Below are 23,493 nucleotides of genomic sequence, written 5' to 3'. Positions count from 1 at the left end.
TGAACGTTTTTTGGGACAAAGGGGGATTTACTTACATGTATGAAAAATGGAAAACCGCTTTCCTTACCATATCAACGCTATTTTTAACCTTTTCTCTTGTACTCCACCCCCAAGCCGCTTTGCAAGCTTCTATTCGCGGGTTAAATATATGGTGGGAAGTTGTATTCCCTTCACTACTACCGTTTTTCATCATTGCGGAACTTCTAATTAGTATCGGTGTTGTAAAATTTATTGGCGTTATATTAGAACCACTCATGCGCCCACTTTTTCGCGTTCCAGGGATAGGCGGATTTGTTTGGGCGATGGGAATGGCTTCTGGTTTCCCTGCAGGCGCCAAATTAAGCGCTAGACTACGAAAAAGCAATCTTTTAACTCAGATTGAAGCGGAGCGCCTCGTTTCTTTCACAAATTCTTCTAATCCACTTTTTATTTTCGGTGCTGTGTCTATCGGTTTTTTTAATAATCCGAAATTAGGAATTATATTAGCCGCTGCCCATTATTTCAGTAACTTTGCTGTCGGATTAATTATGCGTTTTTACGGCGATAATACCGCTTACAAAATTAATACACACACTACAAAAAAACGTCGCTTTCAAAACCCTTTTTTAATCCTTCACGAGACACGCTTACAAGAAAAAAGACCAATTGGTAAATTACTTGGGGATGCCATTGTTTCTTCTATTCAAACATTACTTATGATTGGCGGATTTATTATTTTATTCTCTGTGTTAAATAAAATGATTACTGTATTTCACATTACAGCAGCTCTTTCTTTTATTATGCAACATATTTTATCATTCTTCCAACTAAGTACAGATTTTAGTATACCTATATTATCAGGTATTTTCGAAATGACACTCGGAAGCCAAATGATTAGTCAAATAAATGAAACACCGCTCTTACAACAAGCTATGGTAACAAGCTTCATTTTAGCATTTAGTGGTCTTTCTATTCAGGCACAAGTTGCTAGCATATTAGCTGAAACAGATATCCGATTTAAACCCTATTTTTTCGCACGAATTATTCAAAGTATTCTTGCCCCTATTTTTACATTTGTATTTTGGACACCATTTTATGAGAAAGTGAGTTCTTTCTCGCCTATGCCAAAAGATATTCCTGTATTTTTATCCGAGCATCCTTCTATACTACATGAAATTTGGACATCTTTTATACATTATGGACCAATTTTCACATTATTTTGTCTATACTTATATGTTATTTTATTATTTTTGCGCACATATAAAGAAAAACCCCGTTCACTTTAACGGGGTTTGAAACTTTTCTTTTAAAGCACGTTCTACAATAGGAGGTACAAGATCTACTACACTTCCTCCATACCTCGCAACTTCTTTTACAATACTCGAGCTTAAAAATGAATATTGATTGTTTGTCATAATAAAAAATGTTTCAATATTTTCATCTAATTTTCGATTCATAGAAGTAATTTGCATCTCATATTCAAAATCAGAAACTGCTCGTAAACCACGTAATATTGCATTTGCATTACGCATTTTTGCATACTCTACTAATAGCCCACTATGCGAATCTACTTTTACATTCGGAATATCCTTTGTCGCTTCTCGAATTAATTCTAATCGCTCTTCAACTGAAAAGAATGGTTTTTTTGATGAATTGTTTAAAACGACTACGTACACCTCATCAAATACTTTTGCTCCCCTTTTAATAATATCCAGATGCCCAAGGGTAATTGGATCAAAACTTCCTGAAGAAATAGCTATACTTGTCATTCTGTCCCCTCACCTTCATACTTATAAATCGATATTGCAGTAATCCCATAATTCTCAGCTCGTACTTTTACAAGCCTTCCTATTGAATTAGGTAAAACTACATCATTACCATGCTCTGCCATAATTAATCCATCACTATGTAGCAATCCATGTTGATCCATTATACTAATTAAAGATACAATTTTTTGCTCTTTATATGGAGGATCTATCAATATAAGATCGAATGACATTTCACGTTTTATTAGCGCCTTTACTGCACGTTCAGCATCATTTCGATATACTTCAGCTTGTTCCTGTACTCTACAACTTTCTAAATTTTGATGAATTACTTTTATCGCTTTACTATCCCGATCAACAAAAATTGCTTTATCAATCCCTCTGCTCAAAGCCTCAATTCCAAGACCACCACTACCACCAAATAAATCAAGGGCGATACCACCATCAAAATAAGGACCTATCATATTAAAAATAGATTCTTTTACTTTATCTGTCGTTGGACGTGTTGTATTACCAGGAACCGCTTTAAGTGGGTGTCCTTTACATTTTCCTGAAACTACTCTCATCTGTTGTCACTACCTTTATTTCAATCTATCGAGCGATTATAGAAAGTCATTCCCACTTCGGTAACCGTTAACAAACCACATTCACCTAACTATAGGAAAACTCGGCCTCAAATAACCTCTCGTTATTTTTATGTATTCATCTCATCATTCACTAATATGAACCCAATATGTATATTAGTTCCACTTTATCTTTTTTATCCTATCACAAAATAAAAAAAAGAAAAATAAAAAGCCCAACATAAAATTTAATTTCATTATGTATATCTTCATTTAGATTGGACATAAATAATTATAACAACATCACCTTCGATGTTGTTGCCAACCGCGGAGAAGACTTACGTTTCCCCATAAGTTCTTCCTCCGGTTTCTCCTCTCCCTTTGCCTTCTTACTAGTACATGCTAGTATAAGAAGGGCCCTGCTATGCAGGGTTTTTTTTCTTTGTGTGCTTTTCATTTAAAAAGTGAAATGGTACAGTAAAAGAAAGAGGAGGAAAAGATATGATTCAACGCTTTATAGAACTTGGAGAAGGCTACTCTGATTTATATGAATTACTTGAAATTGCCAAAACAAATCAAGAACGTATAGCACATATGTTACAATTTGAAACGATAAAAAACGATAAAAAAGTATGTTCGCTTGTTGTAATATTAAAACCAACTACTACTGGTGATTTCCAACCATTATACATATGTCGTGAAGGCATTCCTGTATTTGAAAATAAAAAAAGTAAACGTGTCATTTTATTTGAAGAAACGGCGGAACAACTCGGAAAAAAAGTGGCTACCTTTACTGTAAAACCATCTACAACTTTCCCAGAAAAAGAACTATTTTTTAATCATTTAATTGGTATTTTACGAATGAACAATTTCATTCCTCCGATGAAATAACACGTTATTTCAAGTGAAAAATCCCCGGCTAAATTTAGCCGGGGATTTTTTCTATTAGCTATAATCGTATTCTTTTGCTCGATCAGGACGGGAATTTTCAAATTCCGTTTTTAAATACGGGCGATACGACTGTTCTATCTTTTTCACAAAAGGAAGTTTGTTCAACTTATGCATCATATGCTCAATTTGTTCCATATCACAATATACTACAGCATATTTTAATCGTTTTGATATGTAATGTATGTTACCATATTTCCTTAAAATCTTGGCATGTTTCAATGAATGTAAATAAACAATCATACTTTGTCGTTGCCCGAACATAATCTTCTCCATCTTCTCCTTTTAAAAACATATATTTTATATTCTATGAAAACCAATCAGAAATTTATAACATTACAGGACAAACTCTGTATACGTTTTCTTCCAACTTCTAAAAAACGGGGTACATCACCCCGTTTTTTTACAACCACAACCTCCGCCAGTACCACAACCTCCACCACAGCCACCAGCATCAAAGAATGGATTTCCTGTTGGCACTTTAATGGAAGAAGACACTTCCGAACCGATTGCTACACTAACTTCGTCTAATAACTTCTGCAAAGCAGTTTCTGCTCTTTTAAAAGCTGCAACCTTATCATGTAAGTCCACAGAACGCTTTAATTCTCTCATTTTCATTGACACGGTAGTATAGTCAGGATGGTATTTTCCAAAACGCTGTACTTCCTCATACCGTTCTTTCATCGCTGTAAATTGCTGAATGAGCGTCTGAAGTTCCATATCTTCATGTAATTCTCTATAATACTTACGATAATCTTCTGCTATATCTGAACAGATAATCGCTTTTGCAAGCTGCTCTGCCTTATCTAATATTAATACGCTTTCTAGCGTCGCTACAATCATGAGAGACACCTCCGAGTATCCATCATACCACATTTAGATTAGAACTACTAATTGAAGTGACTTACTCAAAAGAAAGATATAATGAAACTATTTTTACACTATATCCGTACACACTTATACATTAATATGTTCCGCTATATTATATTTAAGAACATCCCACTTTCCACTATTTTGTTTCACATAACTAATACACGCATTTTTTAATGGTGTCTTAAATGTAATTTCATCTGGTTCAATGGCATGTAAAATCGCTTTTATCGCGTGTGAGTGAGCAACAATAATAATACGTTTGCCAAAATGAGTTGTCGCAACATCTTCTAAAGCAGCAAAGCAACGAGCTACAATCTCTTCATCTCGCTCCATACCTTCTACTTTACCTTCAGCAATCAACTCTCTAACAGCCGCAACCGGCTTCCCTGAAGCTTCTCCAAAATTCCGTTCAACAAATCGCTCATCTAATAAAATCGATTGTAATCCAACTGTCTTTGCAATTTCATTAGCCGTTTCTTGCGCTCTAATTAACGGGCTACTTATAATGATATCCCACGTTTCTTCTTGTAAAGCAGCTGCACTCTGACTCGCTTGCTTCTTACCAACTTCATTAAGCGGAATATCTTCTCGCCCCTGAATAATTTCTTGAAAATTCCAATCAGTTTGTCCATGTCGTACTAAACAAATTTCCGTCATGCTGCAACTCCTTTTTAAATAATCAACCTCTATTGTAACAAAAGTTCTGCATGACGGACATATTTTTCACTTCCAATTAGGTTGCATTTTGTTGCTTCATATACTGAAACATATCAATCATGATCGAAGCAACGGCCAATTGATTTTGAAACTTTTCCACTTTATCTGGTATTGTTTTTTTGAAATGTTGCATCGCCGCTAACTCAAAAGCCTCTTTTTCTTCAGGATTTCGTGTTAATTTTCTATACCAGTACGGTTGCTCTCTAATATAGCGAGATAAATCCTCATCAGCCTTTATAAACTCCATAATTTCTGCTCTCATCATCCTTCCCCCTAATCCTTTTGAAAGAAAAACGGGTTATTTTCTGAAGTACTTTGCTCTTGCTGCGTACGGTTACCTTGAAATTGCTGAATAACTTGTTGCACGCTCCCAATTGCACTCGTCACATTGGCTAAATGGTTCTGCATTTGTTCCACGTCCAACTTTTTAAAAAAAGAAAGCATTTGCCCCATCACATCAGCAGTTTTTTCCTCTTCAGTTCGATTATCTTTTTCTTTTTTATTTTCTTTTACCGAAGAAAACGCAGGCGCTCCATCCGGTCTATAAGTTGCCCATATTGGATCTTCTTCACCAAGTAAGTACCATTCTTCATAAAATTGTTGCCATGTTTTATGACCACTTCTAACCTCATGAACCATTTTAGGGTGATGGTTTACAAATTCTTTAAACTGTTGAACCGATGGATGTAACGGTCCTTTTGTTGTTGGCATAATCCTCACCTCTCCATGTATATCTACTATATAGTAAGAAAAAAAAGGCGCATGGTTCGCCTATTTTTAGACGATTCATGCACCTTTTTTTCTGCTATTTGCATACGGTCAGATTCCCATCTACAATTCAGTGAATACGAAGTAACTAATTTGGTGATGTTAACACCCCACCGCTTACAATTTCACTTTATTTTCGAATAAAGTTTTGTGTATAAAATTTATCGTATACACCAACACCTAATCCTGTAAATTGTTCATTTAATAAATTCTTTCTATGCCCCTCACTATTTAACCAACCTTGCACTGCCGCAATTCCATCACTATGTTGCGCCGCTATGTTCTCACCAGCAAGTTGAAATCCTACTTTCCCGCGCTGCAAACGATCTCCTAGTGTACCTAATGTAGGTGAGTCATGAGAAAAATAATTATTGTCTTTCATATCTTTACTGTGACCAACAGCAACATCTGCTGTTTCCTGATCCCATGTTAATAATGGTAATTTATGACGACTTCGAATGATATTTGTTAAATCAAAAATTTGTTGCATATTCCCATTTTCTACTTGTTTTATTTTTTCTGGAGTCAATGGTTGTTCTGCTATTAATTCACCTGAATAAACGAGCTGATACGGTCTTTGGCGTAATAAAGTTTCATCATCCATATAACGAACACCAACAAGCTCATGTGTAAATTGATCAAAATACAATTGCGCCCATCCATCTTCTACAGGTATTAACGGTTGTTCCATGACTTCGGTATCAGATAGCTCAAATTGATAACTATTTTTCCCTCTTTTTAATGAAATTTCATGCGAAAGCGGACTTTTTTTATATACTTCTTCATATTTTTCATTTATATAATAAGGTGGAACCTTAACTTGTTCACCAGCTGCGTATGCCGTTACAACTTTACGTTCAGAAACTCCAAATTGAACATACTGAGTTAAATCCTGGTTGTATACCCACCATTCATATCCGTATGCAGATGGCTCTATTCGAGAGGGTTCTCCCCACTTCGCTAATAAGTTTTCAGAGTCTTCACCAATCATATTTAAAACAGTGTCTGAGGAGTCTTCCTTAATTTGCTTTTTCTTTTTCACAATTTTATTTTCTTGCTTTGATTGAGATGGGGTTAATATATATTGTGAAACGAGTAATTTCCCGTATAAATCAACAGCTAAAATTAAAAATGTAATCATTACGATACGCAATAATTTCTTCAAACGATATACCTCCTGAACAAAACATAAAATTGAGATATACACAAATCCTTTTCTTTCTTTTTGTGTGTACCGTACTCTTTTCACTATATCATATTTTTGTGAAAAAAGTCTGGATTATCCCTTTTCTCTCAATATGAATTGCACTTTCTTATTATTCATACTATTATAAAAATAATGGTGTAACATTAAAAAAGGAGGTATTATATGCAATTTAAAAATACGAAATTTAATGGAGCCGTCGTTGAATTAACTCTTTTAACTGAAATCATGGAAAACAACCACTTCGTACTTGCCGGACAGTGGGATTATGAGCGAGTTACATACGATTATAAATTTGAAATATTAAAGGATGTTTATTATTTACGAGTGCAAGGAGTTGCTGTTGAAGGTGACATTGGCAGTAGACACGCTGAAGTAAAACTACTTCCCCCCTTATTAGGAAAACATTATTATCCTCACGGCGTTGAATATGGTGATGATGAGACTTTCCCAACGAATGTACTTCAAAAAAGCGAACAACTCCTACAAAATGTCGAAAAAGAGTTAAAAGAATTTCAAATTATTGATTAACAAAAACAAGCGCATCAATATGATGCGCTTGTTTTATTTCCCTTCCCTAAGAATGAATCGTTTTTTTTACTGGATATCCATAAATAGATCCATCTTTTACTTTAATCTCATCTTCCCAAGGAACCTTATATTTACCTTCAGCTAAATCTTTTACAAACGTATATGGATTTTCTTTCACCCCACCAGGAGTTGCTACATATCCTCTTGAACCTAGATTATATATATTATTTTCCAATCCCCATCCTAATCTAGCCTGATCTGCTAGTTCTGGATATACTTCAGCAGTAACAATCTCCCAAGGATTTCGATGTCCCTGTACTAAAGTAGTCCCATCAAAATTACATACTTGTCCTTCACCAAAGTAATAAAATACGCCATCATAACCCGCTAAGTTTACCGACAATGTATACATTAAATTCTGCCATGCATTTGAACGATTGGTTAGCATCCATTGTTCACTAACTTGTGTACTATATCCAGAAATACGAATTAAGACATTTGCACCTTTATAGGCCGCTTCACGAGCTACTTCAGGGAACATGCCATCATGACAAATACAAACAGCTAATTTACTTCCTCCAGGTCCATCACAAACAGGTAAGCCTAAATCTCCAGCTTTCCAAGGCTCGACTGGCACCCAAGGATTTAGCTTACGATACTTCAAAATCATTTCACCTTGTGGATCAATAATAACTGCTGTATTATATGGCTCTCCACCATCAGGATTTTTCTCCATTATTGAAAAAACACCATATACTTTAGATTCTTTACATGCCTCAGCAAATAAGTCTGTTTCTGGCCCAGGCACTGTGCATAAAAATTCTTCTGTAGTCCATTTTTTTGTATTGAGCCCTTGTGTACTATATTCAGGAAATACTATCAATTCTAAACCAGGGTAACCTGATTTGGTCGAATGAATTGTTTTTATGATTTGTTGAATTTGTTTATCAATGTCTGCACGCGATTCTACTACTGGTACTGGATATTGAATTAGTGCTGTCAAAAAACCACTAATCGGCTTTACCATACTTCCACTACTACCCATTTAAACTCCCCCTTAAAATAGTTCGTGTTTATTAAAGATAACAATATATATTTGTAACTCTCTAAAAAACTTGCACTACATATGGAATTATTACGCATGAAAGCTAGTAGTAAATTTTATCTCCACTTTTAGTACACGCCTACACTAACTTAACATAAAAAGTTAGAAAATTCAATCTTTTTAAGGTAGCTAAAAAGAAAAAGCGCATGGAATCCCATACACTTTTTTACTTAATCTGTAAATACGGCGGCAATTGTTGCAACTGCTCCTTATCCTTTTCACGTTCTCTACGTGCCCATCTAAAGAATACATAGCCTATAATTGTACCGTACACTATTTCCTGGACAATTTTCATTATGATACCACCAGTTTGCTGATCTTGTACGACTGGCATCCAGTGCAAAAATTCTGGTCCCGTTATATTTAAATCTGATAAAGTGCCCGCTGGTACACATAGTTCCATCGCTTTCATCCAAGCAGCCGGATCCGTATACGTTGCAAATAACGGGGCTGTCGCAAAAATGATTAACGCACATGCAGGCGTTAATAATATGCCGTTAGCAAACATATAACCAAGTTTCTTTATATCACTTAACGTTTGATATTCTGGTAATGGATTTAACATCGGCCACCACATCATGATTGCTGTAAAAAACAATATAGCGAGACAAATAGGATGAGCTATTTGACTTTGTTTTACCGTATCAAAAACAACTGGTAAATGATAAAAAGAAAACAGGCCGTTAAATACAAATAACGCAATAAGCGGTTTAGCAAATGCCTTTAATATAATTTGAACAAACTTAAAAGAAGTAATGTAACGATATAACCAAATTGGTATACCAAGCAACAGTAACGGTGGAACTGCAATATACATGACTGCCATTTCAAACATATGAGCACTAAATATAATATGGCCAATTAAATCAATAGGCCCTCCCTTTACAAAATACAAAAGAACAATACCAGTCGTAAAATAAAAAATTTGCTTCTTACTTACCTTCGTCGCATTTTCAAATCGCATTCTATATGGCCCAATAATTAAGAAGTACCCAATAAGAATCGAAAGCATAAATAATAAAAAGATTGGACTCCATAAAGCCTGAAAACCAAATATCCACAAGTTACTCATTTTCACACCTACCTTCGTAAGGTTATCTCATAATATGAAGAGGGAGCTGTGACAACACAAGCTCCCTTATTTTTCACTTTTCAAATCCACACGATTGTCATAAAAGCTAAAATTGTAATTAACCCTATTAGCAGACCAGAGTAAAGAAAGAAACTTGCTGCTTCATGTCCTTTATGACTCATATGCATAAAATAATACAATTGAAAAATTACTTGTACCACTGCTAATAGTAAAATAAACGGTACAGAGAAAATCGGACTAAAAGTTTTTGGATACGCCACCGCTACAAATGCAACTAATGTTAAAAAAATCATTAATGCAAACGTAATAACTTGATGCCTCATTTCCTCCGCACTTTTTCTCTTCCGATAAACAAGATCAACTTTAGGATTATTCGTTTGCTTTATCGCCATTGTTTATCCCACCATTCCCATTAAATATACTACAGTGAAAATAAACACCCAAACTACGTCAATAAAGTGCCAATAAATCGATGCAACATAAAACTTCGGTGCATTGTATAAATTTAGACCTCTCTTCGCATTTCTAAAGATTAATGTTAAAATCCAACATAACCCAAACAATACGTGGAGTCCATGTGTACCAACAAGAGCATAAAACGCAGAGCCAAACGCACTACTTCTCATAGTATGCTTAAATTCATGTGTATAATGATAAAACTCATATATCTCAAATCCTAAAAACCCTAAACCTAGCAATACTGTTACTAGTAACCAAAGCTGCATTTTCTTAAAGTTAAAGTTTTTCATGTGATACATCGCATATACACTCGTTAAGCTACTCGTTAATAAAAGCATCGTCATAATGAAAACGAGTGGCATTTGGAACATCTCTTGAGATGTTGGTCCACCATTTGTAGAATTCTTTAACGCTAAATATGTTCCGAATAAGGAAGCGAACAACACTGTTTCGCCTCCAAGAAATAACCAAAAACCGACAAACTTATTTTTCCCTTCAAGGGTTGCTTTTTCAGGCTCTGCTGGAAATGTTTCATTCGTTAATTTTTCATCTACATGCATTATGCCTTGCCCCCCTTATCCTCTAAATCTTCTTTATGAATATGATACCCATGATCATCAATTACTGAACGTAGGAACATTGTGCCAAATGTAATGATTAAACCAATAATTGCTACTAATAACCAGAACTTATCTTTTCCGCCCTGCATATACATCGCACCAAATGCCGCTATAAACAATCCGAAAGAAATGACAAATGGTGAAAACGAAGGATTTGGCATATGAATATCACCAACTGGTTCCGCTGCTGTCATTTCTTTATTACCTTCACGTTTTTCAATCCAAAACGGATCTAATCCGCGAACAAATGGTAATTGTTTAAAGTTATATTCTGGTGTCGGTGCTGGCATTGTCCATTCTAATGTACGTGCATCCCACGGATCACGACCAGCTTTTTCTTTTGATACTGTCGTTTTAATTACATTGAATAGAAGAACAATCGTTCCAAGAGCCATAAACACCGCTCCGATGGAACTAATCATATTCCCCATTTCCAACCCTTGCCCTTCAAGATATGTGTAGTAACGGCGTGGCATACCAATCAAGCCAAGGAAATGCTGAATAAAGAAAGTTAAATGGAAGCCGATAAAGAATAGCCAAAACGTTATCTTTCCTAATGTTTCATTTAATACTTTATTAAACATCAGTGGCCAATAATAATGAGCTCCTGCAAGCAAACCAAATACAACACCGCCAACGATTACATAATGAAAATGCGCTACTACGAAATAGTTATCATGAAATTGATAATCAGCTGGTGCAGATGCTAGCATAACCCCTGTAACTCCACCCATTACGAATGATGGAATGAAAGCTACTGCCCACATCATTGGTGTCGTAAAACGAATACTTCCGCCCCACATTGTAAAGAGCCAGTTGAATATTTTGATACCCGTCGGAACCGCAATCGCCATTGTTGCGACTGAGAAAATAGCATTAGCAACTGGACCAAGTCCAACAGTAAACATATGGTGCGCCCATACCATAAATCCTAAAAATCCAATTAATACAGTCGCAAACACCATCGATGAATAACCAAACAATCGTTTTTTCGAAAATGTTGCGAAGATTTCTGAGAATATTCCGAAAGCTGGGAGTATAAGAATGTATACTTCTGGATGACCGAAAATCCAGAATAAATGCTCCCATATAATTGTATTCCCGCCCAATGCCGGATTAAAGAAACTTGTTCCAAATAAACGATCTAACATTAAAAGTCCTAATCCTACAGTTAACGGCGGAAAAGCGAATAATATAAGCGAAGATGTTACAAATGTTGTCCATGTAAACATCGGCATACGCATATACGTCATTCCTGGAGCGCGCATATTAATAATGGTTACAAGGAAGTTAATTCCTCCAATTAGTGTACCAATACCTGAGATTTGCAAGCCGAGTACATAGAAATCAACACCATGACCTTTAGAGGCTAAAGCTAAAGATGCATAAGATGTCCATCCTGCATCAGGTGCTCCACCTAAAAACCAACTTAAATTTAAAAATACTCCACCAAAGAAAAATAACCAAAATCCGAGTGAATTCAAAAACGGGAACGCTACATCACGTGCACCAATTTGAAGTGGTACAGCGGCGTTCATAAATGCAAACACGAGTGGCATAGCTGCGAGGAAAATCATTGTTGTACCGTGCATCGTTAATACTTGATTATAAGCATCCCCAACAAGAAAAGCGTTGTTAGGAATCGCTAATTGAAGGCGAATAAATAGAGCTTCTATTCCGCCTATTACAAAAAACAATCCACCTGCAATTAAATAGAGAATGGCAATCTTTTTATGGTCTACTGTCGTTAAATAATCCCATATGACAGCACCCATCCCCTGTTTTTTTGCTACAGAACTCACGTTTTCAACCTCCCCTTCGCGAATAGTCCCTCTTTACTTTTCAACTTTTAACGTTTGTAAGTATGCATTTAATGCATCAATTTGATCATCCGTTAAGTTGCCATATTTGCCAGTCATTTTGTTTCCTGGCTTCATATTTTCAGGATCTTTCAGCCATTTTTTTAAGTTTTCTTCATTGTTTTCGGCAATACCGGCAACCATATCGCGATCCGCAAAGTTTGCTAAGTTTGGTGCGATACGAGCGGAAGGTGGTCTACTATCATTAGATCCAACTGCGTGACAACCAATACAGCTTTTATTAAATATTTCTTGGCCCTCTTGCGCCTTTGTTGAAGCTACTTCTTTCTTCCCATCAATCTTCTTCATATCAGCAAGCCATTTTTTGTACTCGCTTTCATCTAAAGCTTTCACTTTAAATTGCATTAAAGAATGTGATGGGCCGCAAAATTCTGTACAAAAACCATTATAAGTGCCCGATTTATCTGCCTTTAACCACATTTTGTTCACATTGTCTGTATTTGTATCCATTTTCCCTGCTAAAGATGGAACCCAAAATGAGTGTTTAATATCGGCACCCTTCAAATTTAAATACACTTTCTTACCTGTGGGGATGACCAAATCTTGCGAAGTTACTATCTTTTCTGATTTATAAGAAAATTCCCACCAATAAAGATTCGCTGTTACATCAACAACGATAGTATCTTTATCAATATTCTTTTTCTCCATCGCACTTACATCAGCAAGTTTGAATGTATATGTAACTGTTGGAACAGCTAAGATTAGTAAAAGAATAATCGGAATAACTGTCCATATAATTTCTAGCTTGTGATTCCCTTCAACTTGCTCTGGAATATAATCTTCCTGACCTTTCTTTTGTCGGAAACGCACAATTACATATAAGAAAATAATAGTAACTACTAGTACTACTCCTACCATGATTGCACTCGCCAGTAGAAGTAAATCATATTGCATTTTTGCTACTTCTCCTTGCGGAATTAAAGTAGATTGAAAGGCTTTACCGCATCCCCCTAACAGTAAAGCCAGCAGTGAAACGAACGAAAGCAGTCGCCACTGTTTCTTCATACAAACAACCCCCACTTTCCTTGTGAATTAGATTGTACTTTATAGTTAAGTAAAGTAAATCTCAACGTAAAGAAATCCAATTATGTCGTTGTCTTAGAAGAATGTAACTACAATCATTGATACAAATAAGATTGTTAAATAATTTAGGGAATAAACAAACATTTGCACGGACCATTTGATGTCATCTTTCTTACGGAAGCCATAAAATCCTAAAACGATCCATCCGATGTTAAGCAGTGTTGCAATTACCATAAATGTTATCCCTAGTCCACTCATATAAAATGGTAGTGGTAATAAACATACTGTCCAAATCATAATTTGGCGTTTCGTAATTTCAAATCCATGAACTACAGGAAGCATTGGAATTCCTGCATTTCGATATTCATCAACACGTTTCATTGCTAATGCAAGGAAATGTGGGATTTGCCAAATAAACATAATTAAAAATAACATCCAAGCAATTGGATGGCCTAAAGATGGATCGATTGCTGCCCATCCAATTAAAGGAGGAACTGCACCAGATATACTACCTACAACAGTATTTAGTGTATACTTTCTCTTTGTCCATAAACTATATAGAACAACATATGTGAAAGCACCAATAAATCCCATTAAGACTGCCATTGGTGTTGTTAATAATAAAAATACAAAACCAAGAAGTAATATGACTAGTCCAAATGTAAGTGCAAATCCTGGTTTATACTTTCCAGTAACCGTTGGACGGGTCTTTGTTCTTTCCATTAATGGATCGATGTCTCGATCAATGTAGTTGTTTAAACAACATACCCCTGCCATAACTAATCCAGAACCAACGATTGTAAAGAATAACTTATCCAGATTGTCCATTACACTTAATCCATTAAAGTGTAATGCCAACCAAAATCCTGTAAATACAGTAAGTGTATTTGAGTTTACAATCCCCATTTTAACGAGTGCTTTTAAATCTTGTAACCGAGTTGTTTCCGGTACACTTGTAACAGCGGACTCATCATGCAGCTCACTTGTTGCATGGTTCATCACTCTAACCCCCTCTTAAAACTTTCATCTTTCTTTTTGCGCATATTTCAAATGAAATAATTCGCTTCTATATAGCAATATTATTACAGTAGAAACATTGTTAACCCATTCTACTACTAATCTACGCTCATACTCCAATATATTAAATCATATTTCCCGAACATTTTGTGAAGAAAACATGAACTTTTTGTGTCGAATATAAAAAACTTCATTCTGACTTGTCCTTATCATAACATGATGTTACCTTCTATAATAAACTATTTTGTCCTATTTAACACGTATTCTCCCCATTTCTTTTCAAAATAGCCTATTTTTCACCCAAAATTTTCCTTGGGAACCCTGTTTTTACACCTGTTTTCTCCCCATTTCCTTCCTCCTCCATTTCTTTGCTATTTTATTATTTTTTATATATCATAGGAACTAGCGCGTTTTATTCTATACATAATGGAATGAAAATATTTCGCAATAACTTCATAGCAGAAAGATGGTGAAAGAGATTGCAACGCTTTATTAAATGGTTAGCAGTCATTACAAGCCTTGATTTATTAATAGTTTTATTAGGAGGCGCTTTAGTTACAAAAACAGGTTCTGGTCAAGGTTGTGGTAAATCATGGCCACTTTGTAACGGTGAATTTGTTCCATCTAATTTATCAATGGAAACTATTATTGAACTTAGCCACCGATTAACATCAGGATCAGCTGGAATTCTTGTCACTCTCCTTTGTATTTTGTCCTGGAAATATTATAAACATGTGCGTGAAACAAAAACGTTAGCAATTTTATCCTTCGTATTTTTAGTTGCACAAGCATTAATGGGAGCAGCAGCAGTTGTTTGGGGCCAAATGCCAGCTGTACTTGCTATCCACTTCGGTATTTCCTTAATTTCATTTGCTTCTGTCATTTTATTAACGTGTCTTATCTTTGAAATTGACCAAAAATTTGATGCACGTTCACTTATTATGGACAAAAAAATGAAATTTCATATTTATGGTGTAACAATTTACAGTTATATCGTCGTCTACACAGGCGCTTTAGTACGTCACGAACGAGCTAGCTTAGCCTGTCCAGACTTTCCTTTATGTAGCAAAAACAGACCTATGCCAACTCAACTACATGAATGGGTTCAAATGGGCCATAGAGTTGCAGCGATGTTAATTTTCGCTTGGATACTATACGCGATGATTCTCGCTATTCGCCATTACAAACAGCAACCTGTCGTATATTGGGGATGGATCATTTCATTTATCCTTGTTACACTTCAAGCTGTAGTAGGAGTTTTAGTTGTATTTACAAACGCTAGTTTAGCGATGGCATTGTTACATTCTCTATTTATTTCTTGCTTGTTTGCTGTACTATGCTATTTAGTTATGTTAGGAACAAGAAGTAAAGTGAATGCAAAAGAAGCTGCATCAACTTCTAAACAAACAAAATAATATAAAACTAAAATCCCTTGCCGAATTGGCAAGGGATTTTTTTGCAATAAAAAAAGAGCTGTATTTACACAGCCCTTTTTTTATTTTAGTGATCTAATTCAATAAGTAAATCACCCGTTTGAATTGCATCACCATCGTTAACATATACTTTCTTCACTTTACCATTGAACGGCGCTTGAACTGTCGTTTCCATTTTCATCGCTTCTGTAATTGCCATAGAATCGCCTTTTTTCACTTCGTCGCCTTCTTTTACAACTACTTTAATTACCGTTCCTGGCATCGTTGCACTAATATGATTTGGATTCTCACGGTTTCCTTTCACACGTTGTGCAACTGTTGCTTTTACACTCTCATCTTTCACGATAATTTCACGTGGTTGACCGTTGAATTCCAAGTAAAGAACACGGTTTCCATCCGGCTGAGGTTCTCCAATTGATACTAGTTTAACCATCAATGTTTTACCCTGTTCAATTTCTACATCAATTTCTTCACCTAGTCTCATACCATAGAAGAACGTCGGTGTATCAAGTACAGATACATTTCCATAAAGCTCAGCAACTTTTTCATAATCCATAAATACTTTTGGATATAAAGCATATGCCACTACATCAAAAATCGTTACTTCGCGTCCAAGTTTATGGAATAATTCTTCTTTTAACGCTTCGAAATCTACTGGCTCTAGTAATTCACCTGGTCTTACTGTTAATGGCTCTTTCCCTTTTAAAATAATCTTTTGTAATTCTTTCGGGAAACCACCGTACGGTTGACCTAAATCACCAGAGAACATTTCAACAACAGACCCTGGGAAGTCCATCGCATGTCCACGCTCTAAAACATCTTGTTCTGTCAGATGGTTCTGAACCATAAATAATGCCATATCACCAACAACTTTTGATGATGGCGTTACTTTTACAATATCTCCAAACATGTCATTCACACGGCGGTACATTACTTTCACTTCATCGAAGCGATCTCCTAAACCAACCGCCTTCGCTTGTTGCTGAAGATTACTATACTGCCCACCCGGCATTTCATGCATATATACCTCTGTATGCGGCGCATTCATACCACTTTCAAACGGTGCATAGTATTTGCGTACATCTTCCCAATAATGAGATAGTTTTTCTAAAGAATCTATATTAACATCTGGTTGTCTTTCGTTTCCACCTAATGCATAGTATAGCGTGTTCGCACTTGGTTGTGACGTTTGACCAGCCATAGAACTCACTGCTACATCGACGATATCAACACCCGCTTCAATTGCCTTCGTATACGTTAATATACCATTTCCACTCGTATCGTGCGTGTGCAGATGAATTGGAATCGACACTGTCTCTTTTAATGCAGAAACTAAATCATATGCTGCATTTGGTTTTAGTAAGCCCGCCATATCTTTAATACCTAAAATGTGAGCTCCTGATGCTTCTAACTCTTTTGCTAAATTTTTATAGTAATTTAAATCATATTTACTACGCAGTGGATCATGAATATCCCCTGTGTAGCACATTGTTGCTTCTGCAATTTTACCAGTGTCTCGTACAGCGTCAATTGCAACTCTCATGCCTTCCACCCAGTTTAAGCTATCAAAAATACGGAATACATCAATGCCTGCTTGAGCAGAACATTCCACAAATTTTTGAATTAAATTATCTGGATAGTTTTTGTATCCAACTGCGTTTGAAGAACGAAGTAACATTTGGAATAACACGTTCGGCATTTTTTCACGAAGATCTAGTAATCGTTCCCATGGATCTTCTTTTAAGAAACGATACGCAACGTCAAATGTTGCACCGCCCCACATTTCCGCTGAGAATAGGTTCGGTAACATTCTCGCTGTTGGCTCCGCAATTTGATGTAAATCTTTTGTACGAATACGAGTTGCAAGTAATGACTGGTGTGCATCACGGAATGTTGTATCCGTTAAAAGTACACGCTTTTGATCCTGTACCCATTTTACTAATCCGTCCGCTCCACGCTCGTCCAAAATTTGTTTCGTTCCATTTTGGATTGGCTCTGAATGTTTTAAACATGGAATACGAGCATCTGGGAATATTGGTTTTTCTTTTTTACCTACCCCTGGGAAACCATTTACTGTTACTGTACCAATGTAATTTAACATTTTCGTTCCACGGTCTTTACGTTTCGGGAACAAGAACAATTCAGGTGACGCATCGATAAATGAAGTATCATATTCTCCTGATAAGAAGTTTTTATGTTTTACTACATTCTCTAGGAATGGAATATTTGTTTTAATACCACGAATACGGAATTCTTTTAAGTTACGTTCCATTTTTGCAGCAGCTTGCTCAAAAGTAAGTGCCCAAGTTGTAACTTTTACAAGTAAAGAATCGTAGTACGGTGTAATAACTGCACCTTGGAAGCTATTTCCTGTATCAAGACGTACACCAAAACCACCGCCTGATCGATACGCCATAATTTTTCCTGTATCCGGCATAAAATTATTTAGCGGATCTTCAGTTGTTACACGAGATTGAATTGCAAATCCATGTACAACTACTTCCTCTTGCTTCGGAACACCTACCATTTTGCTATGTAATGCATGTCCATCAGCTATTAAAATTTGTGATTGAACAATATCTACTCCCGTAATCATTTCTGTAATCGTATGTTCTACTTGAACACGTGGATTTACTTCAATAAAGTAAAACTCATCATCTTTTACAAGGAATTCTACTGTTCCTGCATTTAAATAATTTACATTTTTCGTTAACTTCACAGCAGCATCACAAATACGCTGACGCAGATCATCTGAAAGTGATACACTCGGTGCAATTTCTACAACTTTTTGATGACGACGTTGTACAGAACAGTCACGCTCGTATAAATGAACAACATTGCCTTCTTCATCTGCTAAAATTTGTACTTCTATATGTTTAGGTTTTTCAACGAATTTTTCGACGTAAACTTCATCATTACCAAAGGCTGCTTTCGCTTCTGATTTCGCTCGATTATATGATTCTCCTAATTCCTCACTAGTACGCACAATACGCATACCACGACCGCCACCCCCAAGGGATGCTTTAATAATAATCGGGTAATCATACTTTTCAGCAAATTTTTCGACTTCTTCTAATGAATTTACTGGACCATCACTACCAGGTATAACTGGAATTTGTGCTAGCTGCGCTTGTGTTCTTGCTTTCACTTTATCTCCAAACATATCTAAATGCTTACTTTTCGGACCGATAAAGATAATTCCTTCTTCTTCACAACGTTTAGCGAATTGAATATTTTCTGACAAGAAACCATATCCAGGGTGGATTGCATCTACATGATTACTTTTTGCAATCTCAATAATGCCTTCAATATCTAGATAAGCATCAATTGGTTTTTTTCCTTCCCCAACTAAATAGGACTCATCGGCTTTATAGCGATGATAAGAACCACTATCCTCTTTAGAATAGATTGCAACTGTTTTTAATCCAAGTTCCGAACAAGCTCGAAACACACGAATTGCAATCTCTCCACGGTTAGCTACCAATACTTTTTGAATACGTTGCAGCTTTGTCATGATTTTCCCCCTCTACTTTCCTACCACTCTAGAGATAAAATATATACACACCTTAAAAAGCGTGAAGTTCTTCACTTTCCACATTATATTATACTTAGAAAGCTTCACTTTATTTTTATCCATCATACCTTATTTTTTAACAAATGATAAGTTTTCTGTGCAATTTGTTTCACAAAAATAGTATAGCATACCTCTTCCTTTTCTAACAACTTAATTGTATATCACATTAAACTAAATGTGATATATCGTTTAACCGAAAGATATATTAATACATCACATTTAAAACTACTTAAAAATAAAAACACATCATGCTCTAAAGCACAATGTGTTTTTATTTTACAACTACAAGATGTGGTCCATTTTGTTCTTTTTCTTTCATTAATCCATTCTGTTGTTTCTCTTGTCGTTTCACGTGACTAGCAATATTGAGTAGTATCCCCATCGCAAGTAGATTAGCTAATAAAGAACTACCACCGTAACTGACAAACGGTAATGGTACTCCGGTAAGTGGTATTACTCCAGACATACCACCAACATTAATAAACGTTTGAACTCCAAACAAGCTTGCAATTCCGATAGCTATTAAACTTCCAAATGGATCTGTACACTTTTGTGCGACTCTAAATGATCGAATAATTATAAGCAATAAACAAATCAAAATGATTGCTACGCCTATAAAACCAAGTTCTTCCGATATAATTGCCATAATAAAATCCGTTTGTGGTTCTGGTAAATAACCATACTTTTGCACACTATTTCCTAATCCCCTACCATTAAGCCCTCCAGAAGCAATTCCAATAAATGAATTTACCAATTGGAATCCATCCTTTTGAGGATCATTAAACGGATCAAGGAAAACAGAAAAACGTGCCTTTTGATATGGATTTAATGCATAATTGCCAAGAAGATATAGTGCCGGAATCCATACTATAGAAGTTAAAGCAATTCGTTTAATCCATAAGTTAACCTGTACTCCCGAACAAAGGAACATAATTCCTACTGTTCCTGCAATTAACAAATCAGTACCTAAATCATTTTGCTTTAATATTAAAAACATGATTATACCAACACCAATGAGTACTGGACCTGACCCTTTGAAAACAGGTGTATTCGTTTCTTGTCTTTTCGCAAAAAAATGAGCTAATATGAGGATAACCGTTATCTTTACAAATTCCGCAGGCTGTATTCCAAATATCCATCCGTTTGCACCGTTTACTGACTTAGTGAAAAAGGCAGCTGCAGCTAATAAAGCAACACTAGCACCGTAACTCCCCAACAAAAAAATTCGTTTTCTCCAAACTTTATATGGGATAGTAGCAATAATTATTAATACTATTGTCCCAGCAACTAAAGTAATTAATTGTCTTTTAAAAAAGAAATTTGCTGGTTTATCAAATCGCGAAATCGCAACAATGGAACTAGAACTATATACCATTATTACCCCCAGCACACATAAGATAACAAGAGGAAGTAACAATGAATAATCCATTGATTTCCATACTTTTTTCATTTCATTTCCTCTTTCTGTTTCAATTTAATTATTGTTGTATTCCATATGTACATTGATTCTTCCTGCTTTATTATACAAATAAAAAGCTCAAACTAATTTAGTTTGAGCCCCCTTATTTGAACCCGTTATTGTTGTTTGTTTGTAAATGCTTCATGAAGTGCAGATAACTCACGTTCGAGCTCACCTAACATTGCTTTCCCTTGTTCTTCTGCAATAAGACCAAGGCGAACTGCAAAATCGACCTCGCGGGATAGTCCAAACATTTGTGTGTCTAACACTTCTTCATATAATGGACATTGCGGCATTGTAAGATGGTCCATTTGCACCTTAATAAGTCTTAAAATCTTCTCTGCATCCGCTTGTAGAAGGGCTAGTGCCTTTTCCTGATGATTTGCTACTGTCTCAGACGCCAAATTGATTCCCTCCGTTTCCGTCCTACTCTCCTCTATCCTATCTATTAATATTAGCGATAGTTTTAATAAATTGCAATAGAAACATTTTTTGTGACAACAGTGTCTAATACTATTATACTGAAAAGTGGGAGTATAACACAAATGGGGGAACAACAATGAGCGAAATTTTATTTATTAACGGAAAAGTACGTTTTCCAATCACTATTGATCCAACTGTTTGGATCTTTGATGATCGAAAAGTAGATTTGACAACTTACTTTGATGAAACTAGAGAAAACACGTCTGAACTAGAAACTTATTTAAAAAACACTTCAGAACATTGGGATCGCGAAATCCGTGATGGTGCCGCTTTTCCTCCAATACAACAAAGTGTGAAGAAATATAAAAAAGAACAGCTGATTACTGGAACATTTGGTATACCATTTCATCCATTCCTTGCTAACGCTGAAATTTTAGAGGACGCTACGCAAGTTGAAATTGAAACGGTAGATCATACAATGACACTTCCATTAGAAACTGTCAAAAATGCTATACTAGGCTTTTCAAAAGAAGGAAAACCATTAAAAGAAGACGGGCCTGTTCATCTCTATTTCAATGATGGATCTAATCAACAAAATCCAATCCGTAACATCCGTAAATTTACAATTATTTAAAGAAAAGGAGTGAGCTTAAGCTCACTCCTTTTTTACAATAAATCTGCTGCTAGTTGAGCTAAATTAGATCGCTCTCCTTTAACAAACTTCACATGACCACTAATACGCTGTTCTTTAAACTTCTCTACAACATACGTTAAGCCATTATTATATTCATCTAAATATGGGTGATCAATTTGCTGAGGATCTCCCATCAATACAATCTTACTCTTTTCCCCTACCCTAGTTAATATCGTTTTCACTTCATGCTTTGTTAAATTTTGTGCTTCGTCAATGATAATGAACTGATCTGGAATACTTCTCCCGCGTATATAAGTAAGGGCTTCTACTTCAATCGAACCCATTCCAGCTAGAATAGCATCTAACTCTCCTGGCTTTTTCGTATTAAATAAATACTCTAGGTTATCAAAAATTGGCTGCATCCATGGTCTTAATTTTTCTTCTTTTTCTCCTGGTAAATAACCGATATCTTTTCCGACTGGAACAATTGGTCTTGCCACAAGTAATTTTTTATATAACCCTAAGTCTTCTGTTTGCATAAGTCCCGAAGCTAACGCAAGTAACGTTTTTCCTGTGCCGGCTTTCCCCGTTAACGTTACAAGCGGAATATCTTCACGAAGCAACAATTCTAATCCCATAATTTGCTGCACGTTTCGTGGTCGTATCCCCCACACTTGTTCATTGTGAAAAATAAGTTTCTTTACCTTCTTCCCTAAGTGATCCACAATGCCAAGCGCAGAACTAGAGCCCCCTAATGCATCTTTCATTACTACAAATTGATTTGGGTAAAAAGGATGATTCGCAATTTCAGATAGAGGCAATTCACCTTTCTCATAAAAATAATCCAATTGTTCTTTTGATATATATCCTTCTAAAAAACCAGAATATATATTTTCTACTTCAATTACGCGATCACTTAAATAATCTTCAGCCTTCAAACCAATTGCATCAGCTTTTACCCTTACGAGTACATCTTTACTTACTAAAATAACAGACTTCCCGTCCTCTTTTTCCTGTTCTTCTAAAGATAGATTTTTTGCTACAGCTAAAATTCGATTATCATTTGTTTTTTCTACAAAAATATCTTGTAGTTGCACAAATGAACGATGGTTCAATTCAATACGAAATGTTCCGCCGTTTTCTAGCGGGATACTTTCATGCAGCTTTCCTATTTCACGAAATTTATCTATTAACTTAGATACATAACGAGCGTTTCTTCCTACTTCATCCATATAACGTTTTTTCGAATCAACCTCTTCTAATACAACTGCTGGAATCACTACTTCATTGGTTTCAAATGAAAAAATAGATAAAGGATCCTGCAAAAGTACATTCGTATCTAACACATAAATTTTATCCAACCTGTTACCCCCTGACTCCACTTTTAAATTTGTAGAACAAGGGTTTCATCCATAAAATATGGA

General features: G+C 35.7%; 24 protein-coding genes. 5 read left to right on the top strand and 19 right to left on the bottom strand.

Translation table 11 applies throughout. The features are described from left to right. Positions 1-35: 35 nt before the first annotated feature. Positions 36-1,265, top strand: a complete 1,230-nt coding sequence (ylbJ, locus tag ACTFP3_RS14635; RefSeq protein ID WP_000273082.1) for a sporulation integral membrane protein YlbJ — start codon at positions 36-38, stop codon at positions 1,263-1,265. Here ylbJ and coaD read toward each other — a convergent pair. Next, positions 1,257-1,748, bottom strand: coding sequence for a pantetheine-phosphate adenylyltransferase (coaD, locus tag ACTFP3_RS14630; RefSeq protein ID WP_000200601.1), 492 nt, complete (start codon positions 1,746-1,748; stop codon positions 1,257-1,259). The genes ylbJ and coaD overlap by 9 nt on opposite strands. Next, positions 1,745-2,311, bottom strand: coding sequence for a 16S rRNA (guanine(966)-N(2))-methyltransferase RsmD (gene rsmD / locus ACTFP3_RS14625; protein ID WP_001266978.1), 567 nt, complete (start codon positions 2,309-2,311; stop codon positions 1,745-1,747). The genes coaD and rsmD overlap by 4 nt, the downstream gene beginning before the upstream one ends. A gap of 498 nt (positions 2,312-2,809) precedes the next feature. On the opposite strand from rsmD, the gene ACTFP3_RS14620 reads away from it, so the two are divergent. Continuing rightward, positions 2,810-3,199 (top strand): DUF7147 family protein, encoded by a 390-nt coding sequence (locus ACTFP3_RS14620; RefSeq protein WP_000616017.1) that lies wholly within the window; start codon positions 2,810-2,812, stop codon positions 3,197-3,199. 54 nt (positions 3,200-3,253) lie between these two features. Here ACTFP3_RS14620 and ACTFP3_RS14615 read toward each other — a convergent pair whose 3' ends face one another. From ACTFP3_RS14615 to ACTFP3_RS14590, 6 genes are all read right to left on the bottom strand, one after another. Then, positions 3,254-3,520: a YlbG family protein gene (locus tag ACTFP3_RS14615; RefSeq protein ID WP_002082261.1), complete on the bottom strand. Its 267-nt coding sequence runs from the start codon at positions 3,518-3,520 to the stop codon at positions 3,254-3,256. 126 nt (positions 3,521-3,646) lie between these two features. Then, on the bottom strand, positions 3,647-4,099 hold the full coding sequence (locus ACTFP3_RS14610; protein WP_000634366.1) for a YlbF family regulator: 453 nt from the start codon (positions 4,097-4,099) through the stop codon (positions 3,647-3,649). Positions 4,100-4,213: 114 nt separating this feature from the next. Further along, the gene (locus ACTFP3_RS14605; RefSeq protein WP_000134946.1) at positions 4,214-4,786 is read right to left on the bottom strand and encodes a histidine phosphatase family protein; all 573 of its coding nucleotides are present in this window, start codon (positions 4,784-4,786) and stop codon (positions 4,214-4,216) included. A 76-nt stretch (positions 4,787-4,862) separates the two neighbouring features. Further along, positions 4,863-5,108: a YlbE-like family protein gene (locus tag ACTFP3_RS14600; RefSeq protein ID WP_001200990.1), complete on the bottom strand. Its 246-nt coding sequence runs from the start codon at positions 5,106-5,108 to the stop codon at positions 4,863-4,865. An 11-nt stretch (positions 5,109-5,119) separates the two neighbouring features. Next, positions 5,120-5,557 carry a YlbD family protein gene (locus ACTFP3_RS14595; RefSeq protein WP_001143346.1) on the bottom strand — a complete coding sequence of 146 codons (438 nt, stop codon included), beginning with the start codon at positions 5,555-5,557 and terminating at the stop codon, positions 5,120-5,122. 187 nt (positions 5,558-5,744) lie between these two features. Next, a complete protein-coding gene (locus tag ACTFP3_RS14590; RefSeq protein ID WP_000735378.1) occupies positions 5,745-6,779 on the bottom strand; it encodes a CAP domain-containing protein in 1,035 nt (344 codons plus the stop codon). A 204-nt stretch (positions 6,780-6,983) separates the two neighbouring features. Between ACTFP3_RS14590 and ACTFP3_RS14585 the strand changes: the two genes are divergently transcribed. Next, positions 6,984-7,349, top strand: coding sequence for a YugN family protein (locus ACTFP3_RS14585; RefSeq protein WP_025709069.1), 366 nt, complete (start codon positions 6,984-6,986; stop codon positions 7,347-7,349). A 46-nt stretch (positions 7,350-7,395) separates the two neighbouring features. Here the strand turns inward: ACTFP3_RS14585 and ACTFP3_RS14580 are convergent, their stop codons facing one another. The 7 genes from ACTFP3_RS14580 to ctaB all read right to left on the bottom strand — a co-directional run bounded on the left by ACTFP3_RS14580 (position 7,396) and on the right by ctaB (position 14,528). Continuing rightward, positions 7,396-8,394, bottom strand: a complete 999-nt coding sequence (locus tag ACTFP3_RS14580; RefSeq protein WP_000535802.1) for a formamidase — start codon at positions 8,392-8,394, stop codon at positions 7,396-7,398. 226 nt (positions 8,395-8,620) lie between these two features. After that, on the bottom strand, positions 8,621-9,526 hold the full coding sequence (ctaG, locus tag ACTFP3_RS14575; RefSeq protein ID WP_000069022.1) for a cytochrome c oxidase assembly factor CtaG: 906 nt from the start codon (positions 9,524-9,526) through the stop codon (positions 8,621-8,623). A gap of 80 nt (positions 9,527-9,606) precedes the next feature. Then, a complete protein-coding gene (gene ctaF, locus ACTFP3_RS14570; protein WP_000985706.1) occupies positions 9,607-9,939 on the bottom strand; it encodes a cytochrome c oxidase subunit IVB in 333 nt (110 codons plus the stop codon). Positions 9,940-9,942: 3 nt separating this feature from the next. Beyond that, the gene (gene ctaE / locus ACTFP3_RS14565) at positions 9,943-10,566 is read right to left on the bottom strand and encodes a cytochrome c oxidase subunit III (RefSeq protein WP_000557861.1); all 624 of its coding nucleotides are present in this window, start codon (positions 10,564-10,566) and stop codon (positions 9,943-9,945) included. Beyond that, positions 10,566-12,401 (bottom strand): cytochrome c oxidase subunit I, encoded by a 1,836-nt coding sequence (gene ctaD, locus ACTFP3_RS14560; protein WP_153578907.1) that lies wholly within the window; start codon positions 12,399-12,401, stop codon positions 10,566-10,568. The genes ctaE and ctaD overlap by 1 nt, the downstream gene beginning before the upstream one ends. A gap of 60 nt (positions 12,402-12,461) precedes the next feature. Then, positions 12,462-13,511 (bottom strand): cytochrome c oxidase subunit II, encoded by a 1,050-nt coding sequence (gene coxB / locus ACTFP3_RS14555; protein ID WP_000745268.1) that lies wholly within the window; start codon positions 13,509-13,511, stop codon positions 12,462-12,464. A 93-nt stretch (positions 13,512-13,604) separates the two neighbouring features. Continuing rightward, positions 13,605-14,528, bottom strand: a complete 924-nt coding sequence (gene ctaB / locus ACTFP3_RS14550; protein ID WP_001015058.1) for a protoheme IX farnesyltransferase — start codon at positions 14,526-14,528, stop codon at positions 13,605-13,607. Between the two features lie 497 nt (positions 14,529-15,025). On the opposite strand from ctaB, the gene ctaA reads away from it, so the two are divergent. Beyond that, positions 15,026-15,961 (top strand): heme A synthase, encoded by a 936-nt coding sequence (gene ctaA, locus ACTFP3_RS14545; protein ID WP_001188742.1) that lies wholly within the window; start codon positions 15,026-15,028, stop codon positions 15,959-15,961. 85 nt (positions 15,962-16,046) lie between these two features. Here the strand turns inward: ctaA and pyc are convergent, their stop codons facing one another. The 3 genes from pyc to ACTFP3_RS14530 all read right to left on the bottom strand — a co-directional run bounded on the left by pyc (position 16,047) and on the right by ACTFP3_RS14530 (position 21,416). Next, entirely contained in the window at positions 16,047-19,493 is a 3,447-nt protein-coding gene (gene pyc, locus ACTFP3_RS14540) for a pyruvate carboxylase (RefSeq protein WP_000164085.1), read from the bottom strand. 331 nt (positions 19,494-19,824) lie between these two features. Then, entirely contained in the window at positions 19,825-21,003 is a 1,179-nt protein-coding gene (locus tag ACTFP3_RS14535; RefSeq protein ID WP_016123290.1) for an FtsW/RodA/SpoVE family cell cycle protein, read from the bottom strand. 125 nt (positions 21,004-21,128) lie between these two features. Beyond that, positions 21,129-21,416 (bottom strand): YlaN family protein, encoded by a 288-nt coding sequence (locus tag ACTFP3_RS14530; protein WP_000135694.1) that lies wholly within the window; start codon positions 21,414-21,416, stop codon positions 21,129-21,131. 155 nt (positions 21,417-21,571) lie between these two features. Between ACTFP3_RS14530 and ACTFP3_RS14525 the strand changes: the two genes are divergently transcribed. Beyond that, on the top strand, positions 21,572-22,069 hold the full coding sequence (locus tag ACTFP3_RS14525) for a hypothetical protein (RefSeq protein ID WP_001289809.1): 498 nt from the start codon (positions 21,572-21,574) through the stop codon (positions 22,067-22,069). A gap of 32 nt (positions 22,070-22,101) precedes the next feature. Here the strand turns inward: ACTFP3_RS14525 and ACTFP3_RS14520 are convergent, their stop codons facing one another. Further along, a complete protein-coding gene (locus tag ACTFP3_RS14520) occupies positions 22,102-23,430 on the bottom strand; it encodes a PhoH family protein (RefSeq protein WP_000358083.1) in 1,329 nt (442 codons plus the stop codon). Between the last annotated feature and the right edge of the window lie 63 nt (positions 23,431-23,493).

It is taken from the genome of Bacillus cereus group sp. MYBK5-2 (genome assembly GCF_051915685.1).
Taxonomy (GTDB): domain Bacteria; phylum Bacillota; class Bacilli; order Bacillales; family Bacillaceae_G; genus Bacillus_A; species Bacillus_A cereus.
This window is presented reverse-complemented; position numbering and strand designations above follow the sequence as displayed.

Coding starts and splice junctions, on each gene's coding strand:
- ylbJ (WP_000273082.1), top strand. CDS start 36: ATGTATGAAAAATGGAAAACCGCTTTCCTTACCATATCAACGCTATTT.
- ACTFP3_RS14600 (WP_001200990.1), bottom strand. CDS start 5,108: ATGAGAGCAGAAATTATGGAGTTTATAAAGGCTGATGAGGATTTATCT.
- ctaF (WP_000985706.1), bottom strand. CDS start 9,939: ATGGCGATAAAGCAAACGAATAATCCTAAAGTTGATCTTGTTTATCGG.
- rsmD (WP_001266978.1), bottom strand. CDS start 2,311: ATGAGAGTAGTTTCAGGAAAATGTAAAGGACACCCACTTAAAGCGGTT.
- ACTFP3_RS14595 (WP_001143346.1), bottom strand. CDS start 5,557: ATGCCAACAACAAAAGGACCGTTACATCCATCGGTTCAACAGTTTAAA.
- coaD (WP_000200601.1), bottom strand. CDS start 1,748: ATGACAAGTATAGCTATTTCTTCAGGAAGTTTTGATCCAATTACCCTT.
- ACTFP3_RS14615 (WP_002082261.1), bottom strand. CDS start 3,520: ATGTTCGGGCAACGACAAAGTATGATTGTTTATTTACATTCATTGAAA.
- ACTFP3_RS14585 (WP_025709069.1), top strand. CDS start 6,984: ATGCAATTTAAAAATACGAAATTTAATGGAGCCGTCGTTGAATTAACT.
- ctaB (WP_001015058.1), bottom strand. CDS start 14,528: ATGAACCATGCAACAAGTGAGCTGCATGATGAGTCCGCTGTTACAAGT.
- ctaG (WP_000069022.1), bottom strand. CDS start 9,526: ATGAGTAACTTGTGGATATTTGGTTTTCAGGCTTTATGGAGTCCAATC.
- pyc (WP_000164085.1), bottom strand. CDS start 19,493: ATGACAAAGCTGCAACGTATTCAAAAAGTATTGGTAGCTAACCGTGGA.
- ACTFP3_RS14620 (WP_000616017.1), top strand. CDS start 2,810: ATGATTCAACGCTTTATAGAACTTGGAGAAGGCTACTCTGATTTATAT.
- ACTFP3_RS14580 (WP_000535802.1), bottom strand. CDS start 8,394: ATGGGTAGTAGTGGAAGTATGGTAAAGCCGATTAGTGGTTTTTTGACA.
- ctaD (WP_153578907.1), bottom strand. CDS start 12,401: ATGGGTGCTGTCATATGGGATTATTTAACGACAGTAGACCATAAAAAG.
- coxB (WP_000745268.1), bottom strand. CDS start 13,511: ATGAAGAAACAGTGGCGACTGCTTTCGTTCGTTTCACTGCTGGCTTTA.
- ctaE (WP_000557861.1), bottom strand. CDS start 10,566: ATGCATGTAGATGAAAAATTAACGAATGAAACATTTCCAGCAGAGCCT.
- ACTFP3_RS14535 (WP_016123290.1), bottom strand. CDS start 21,003: ATGAAAAAAGTATGGAAATCAATGGATTATTCATTGTTACTTCCTCTT.
- ACTFP3_RS14610 (WP_000634366.1), bottom strand. CDS start 4,099: ATGATTGTAGCGACGCTAGAAAGCGTATTAATATTAGATAAGGCAGAG.
- ACTFP3_RS14525 (WP_001289809.1), top strand. CDS start 21,572: ATGAGCGAAATTTTATTTATTAACGGAAAAGTACGTTTTCCAATCACT.
- ACTFP3_RS14605 (WP_000134946.1), bottom strand. CDS start 4,786: ATGACGGAAATTTGTTTAGTACGACATGGACAAACTGATTGGAATTTT.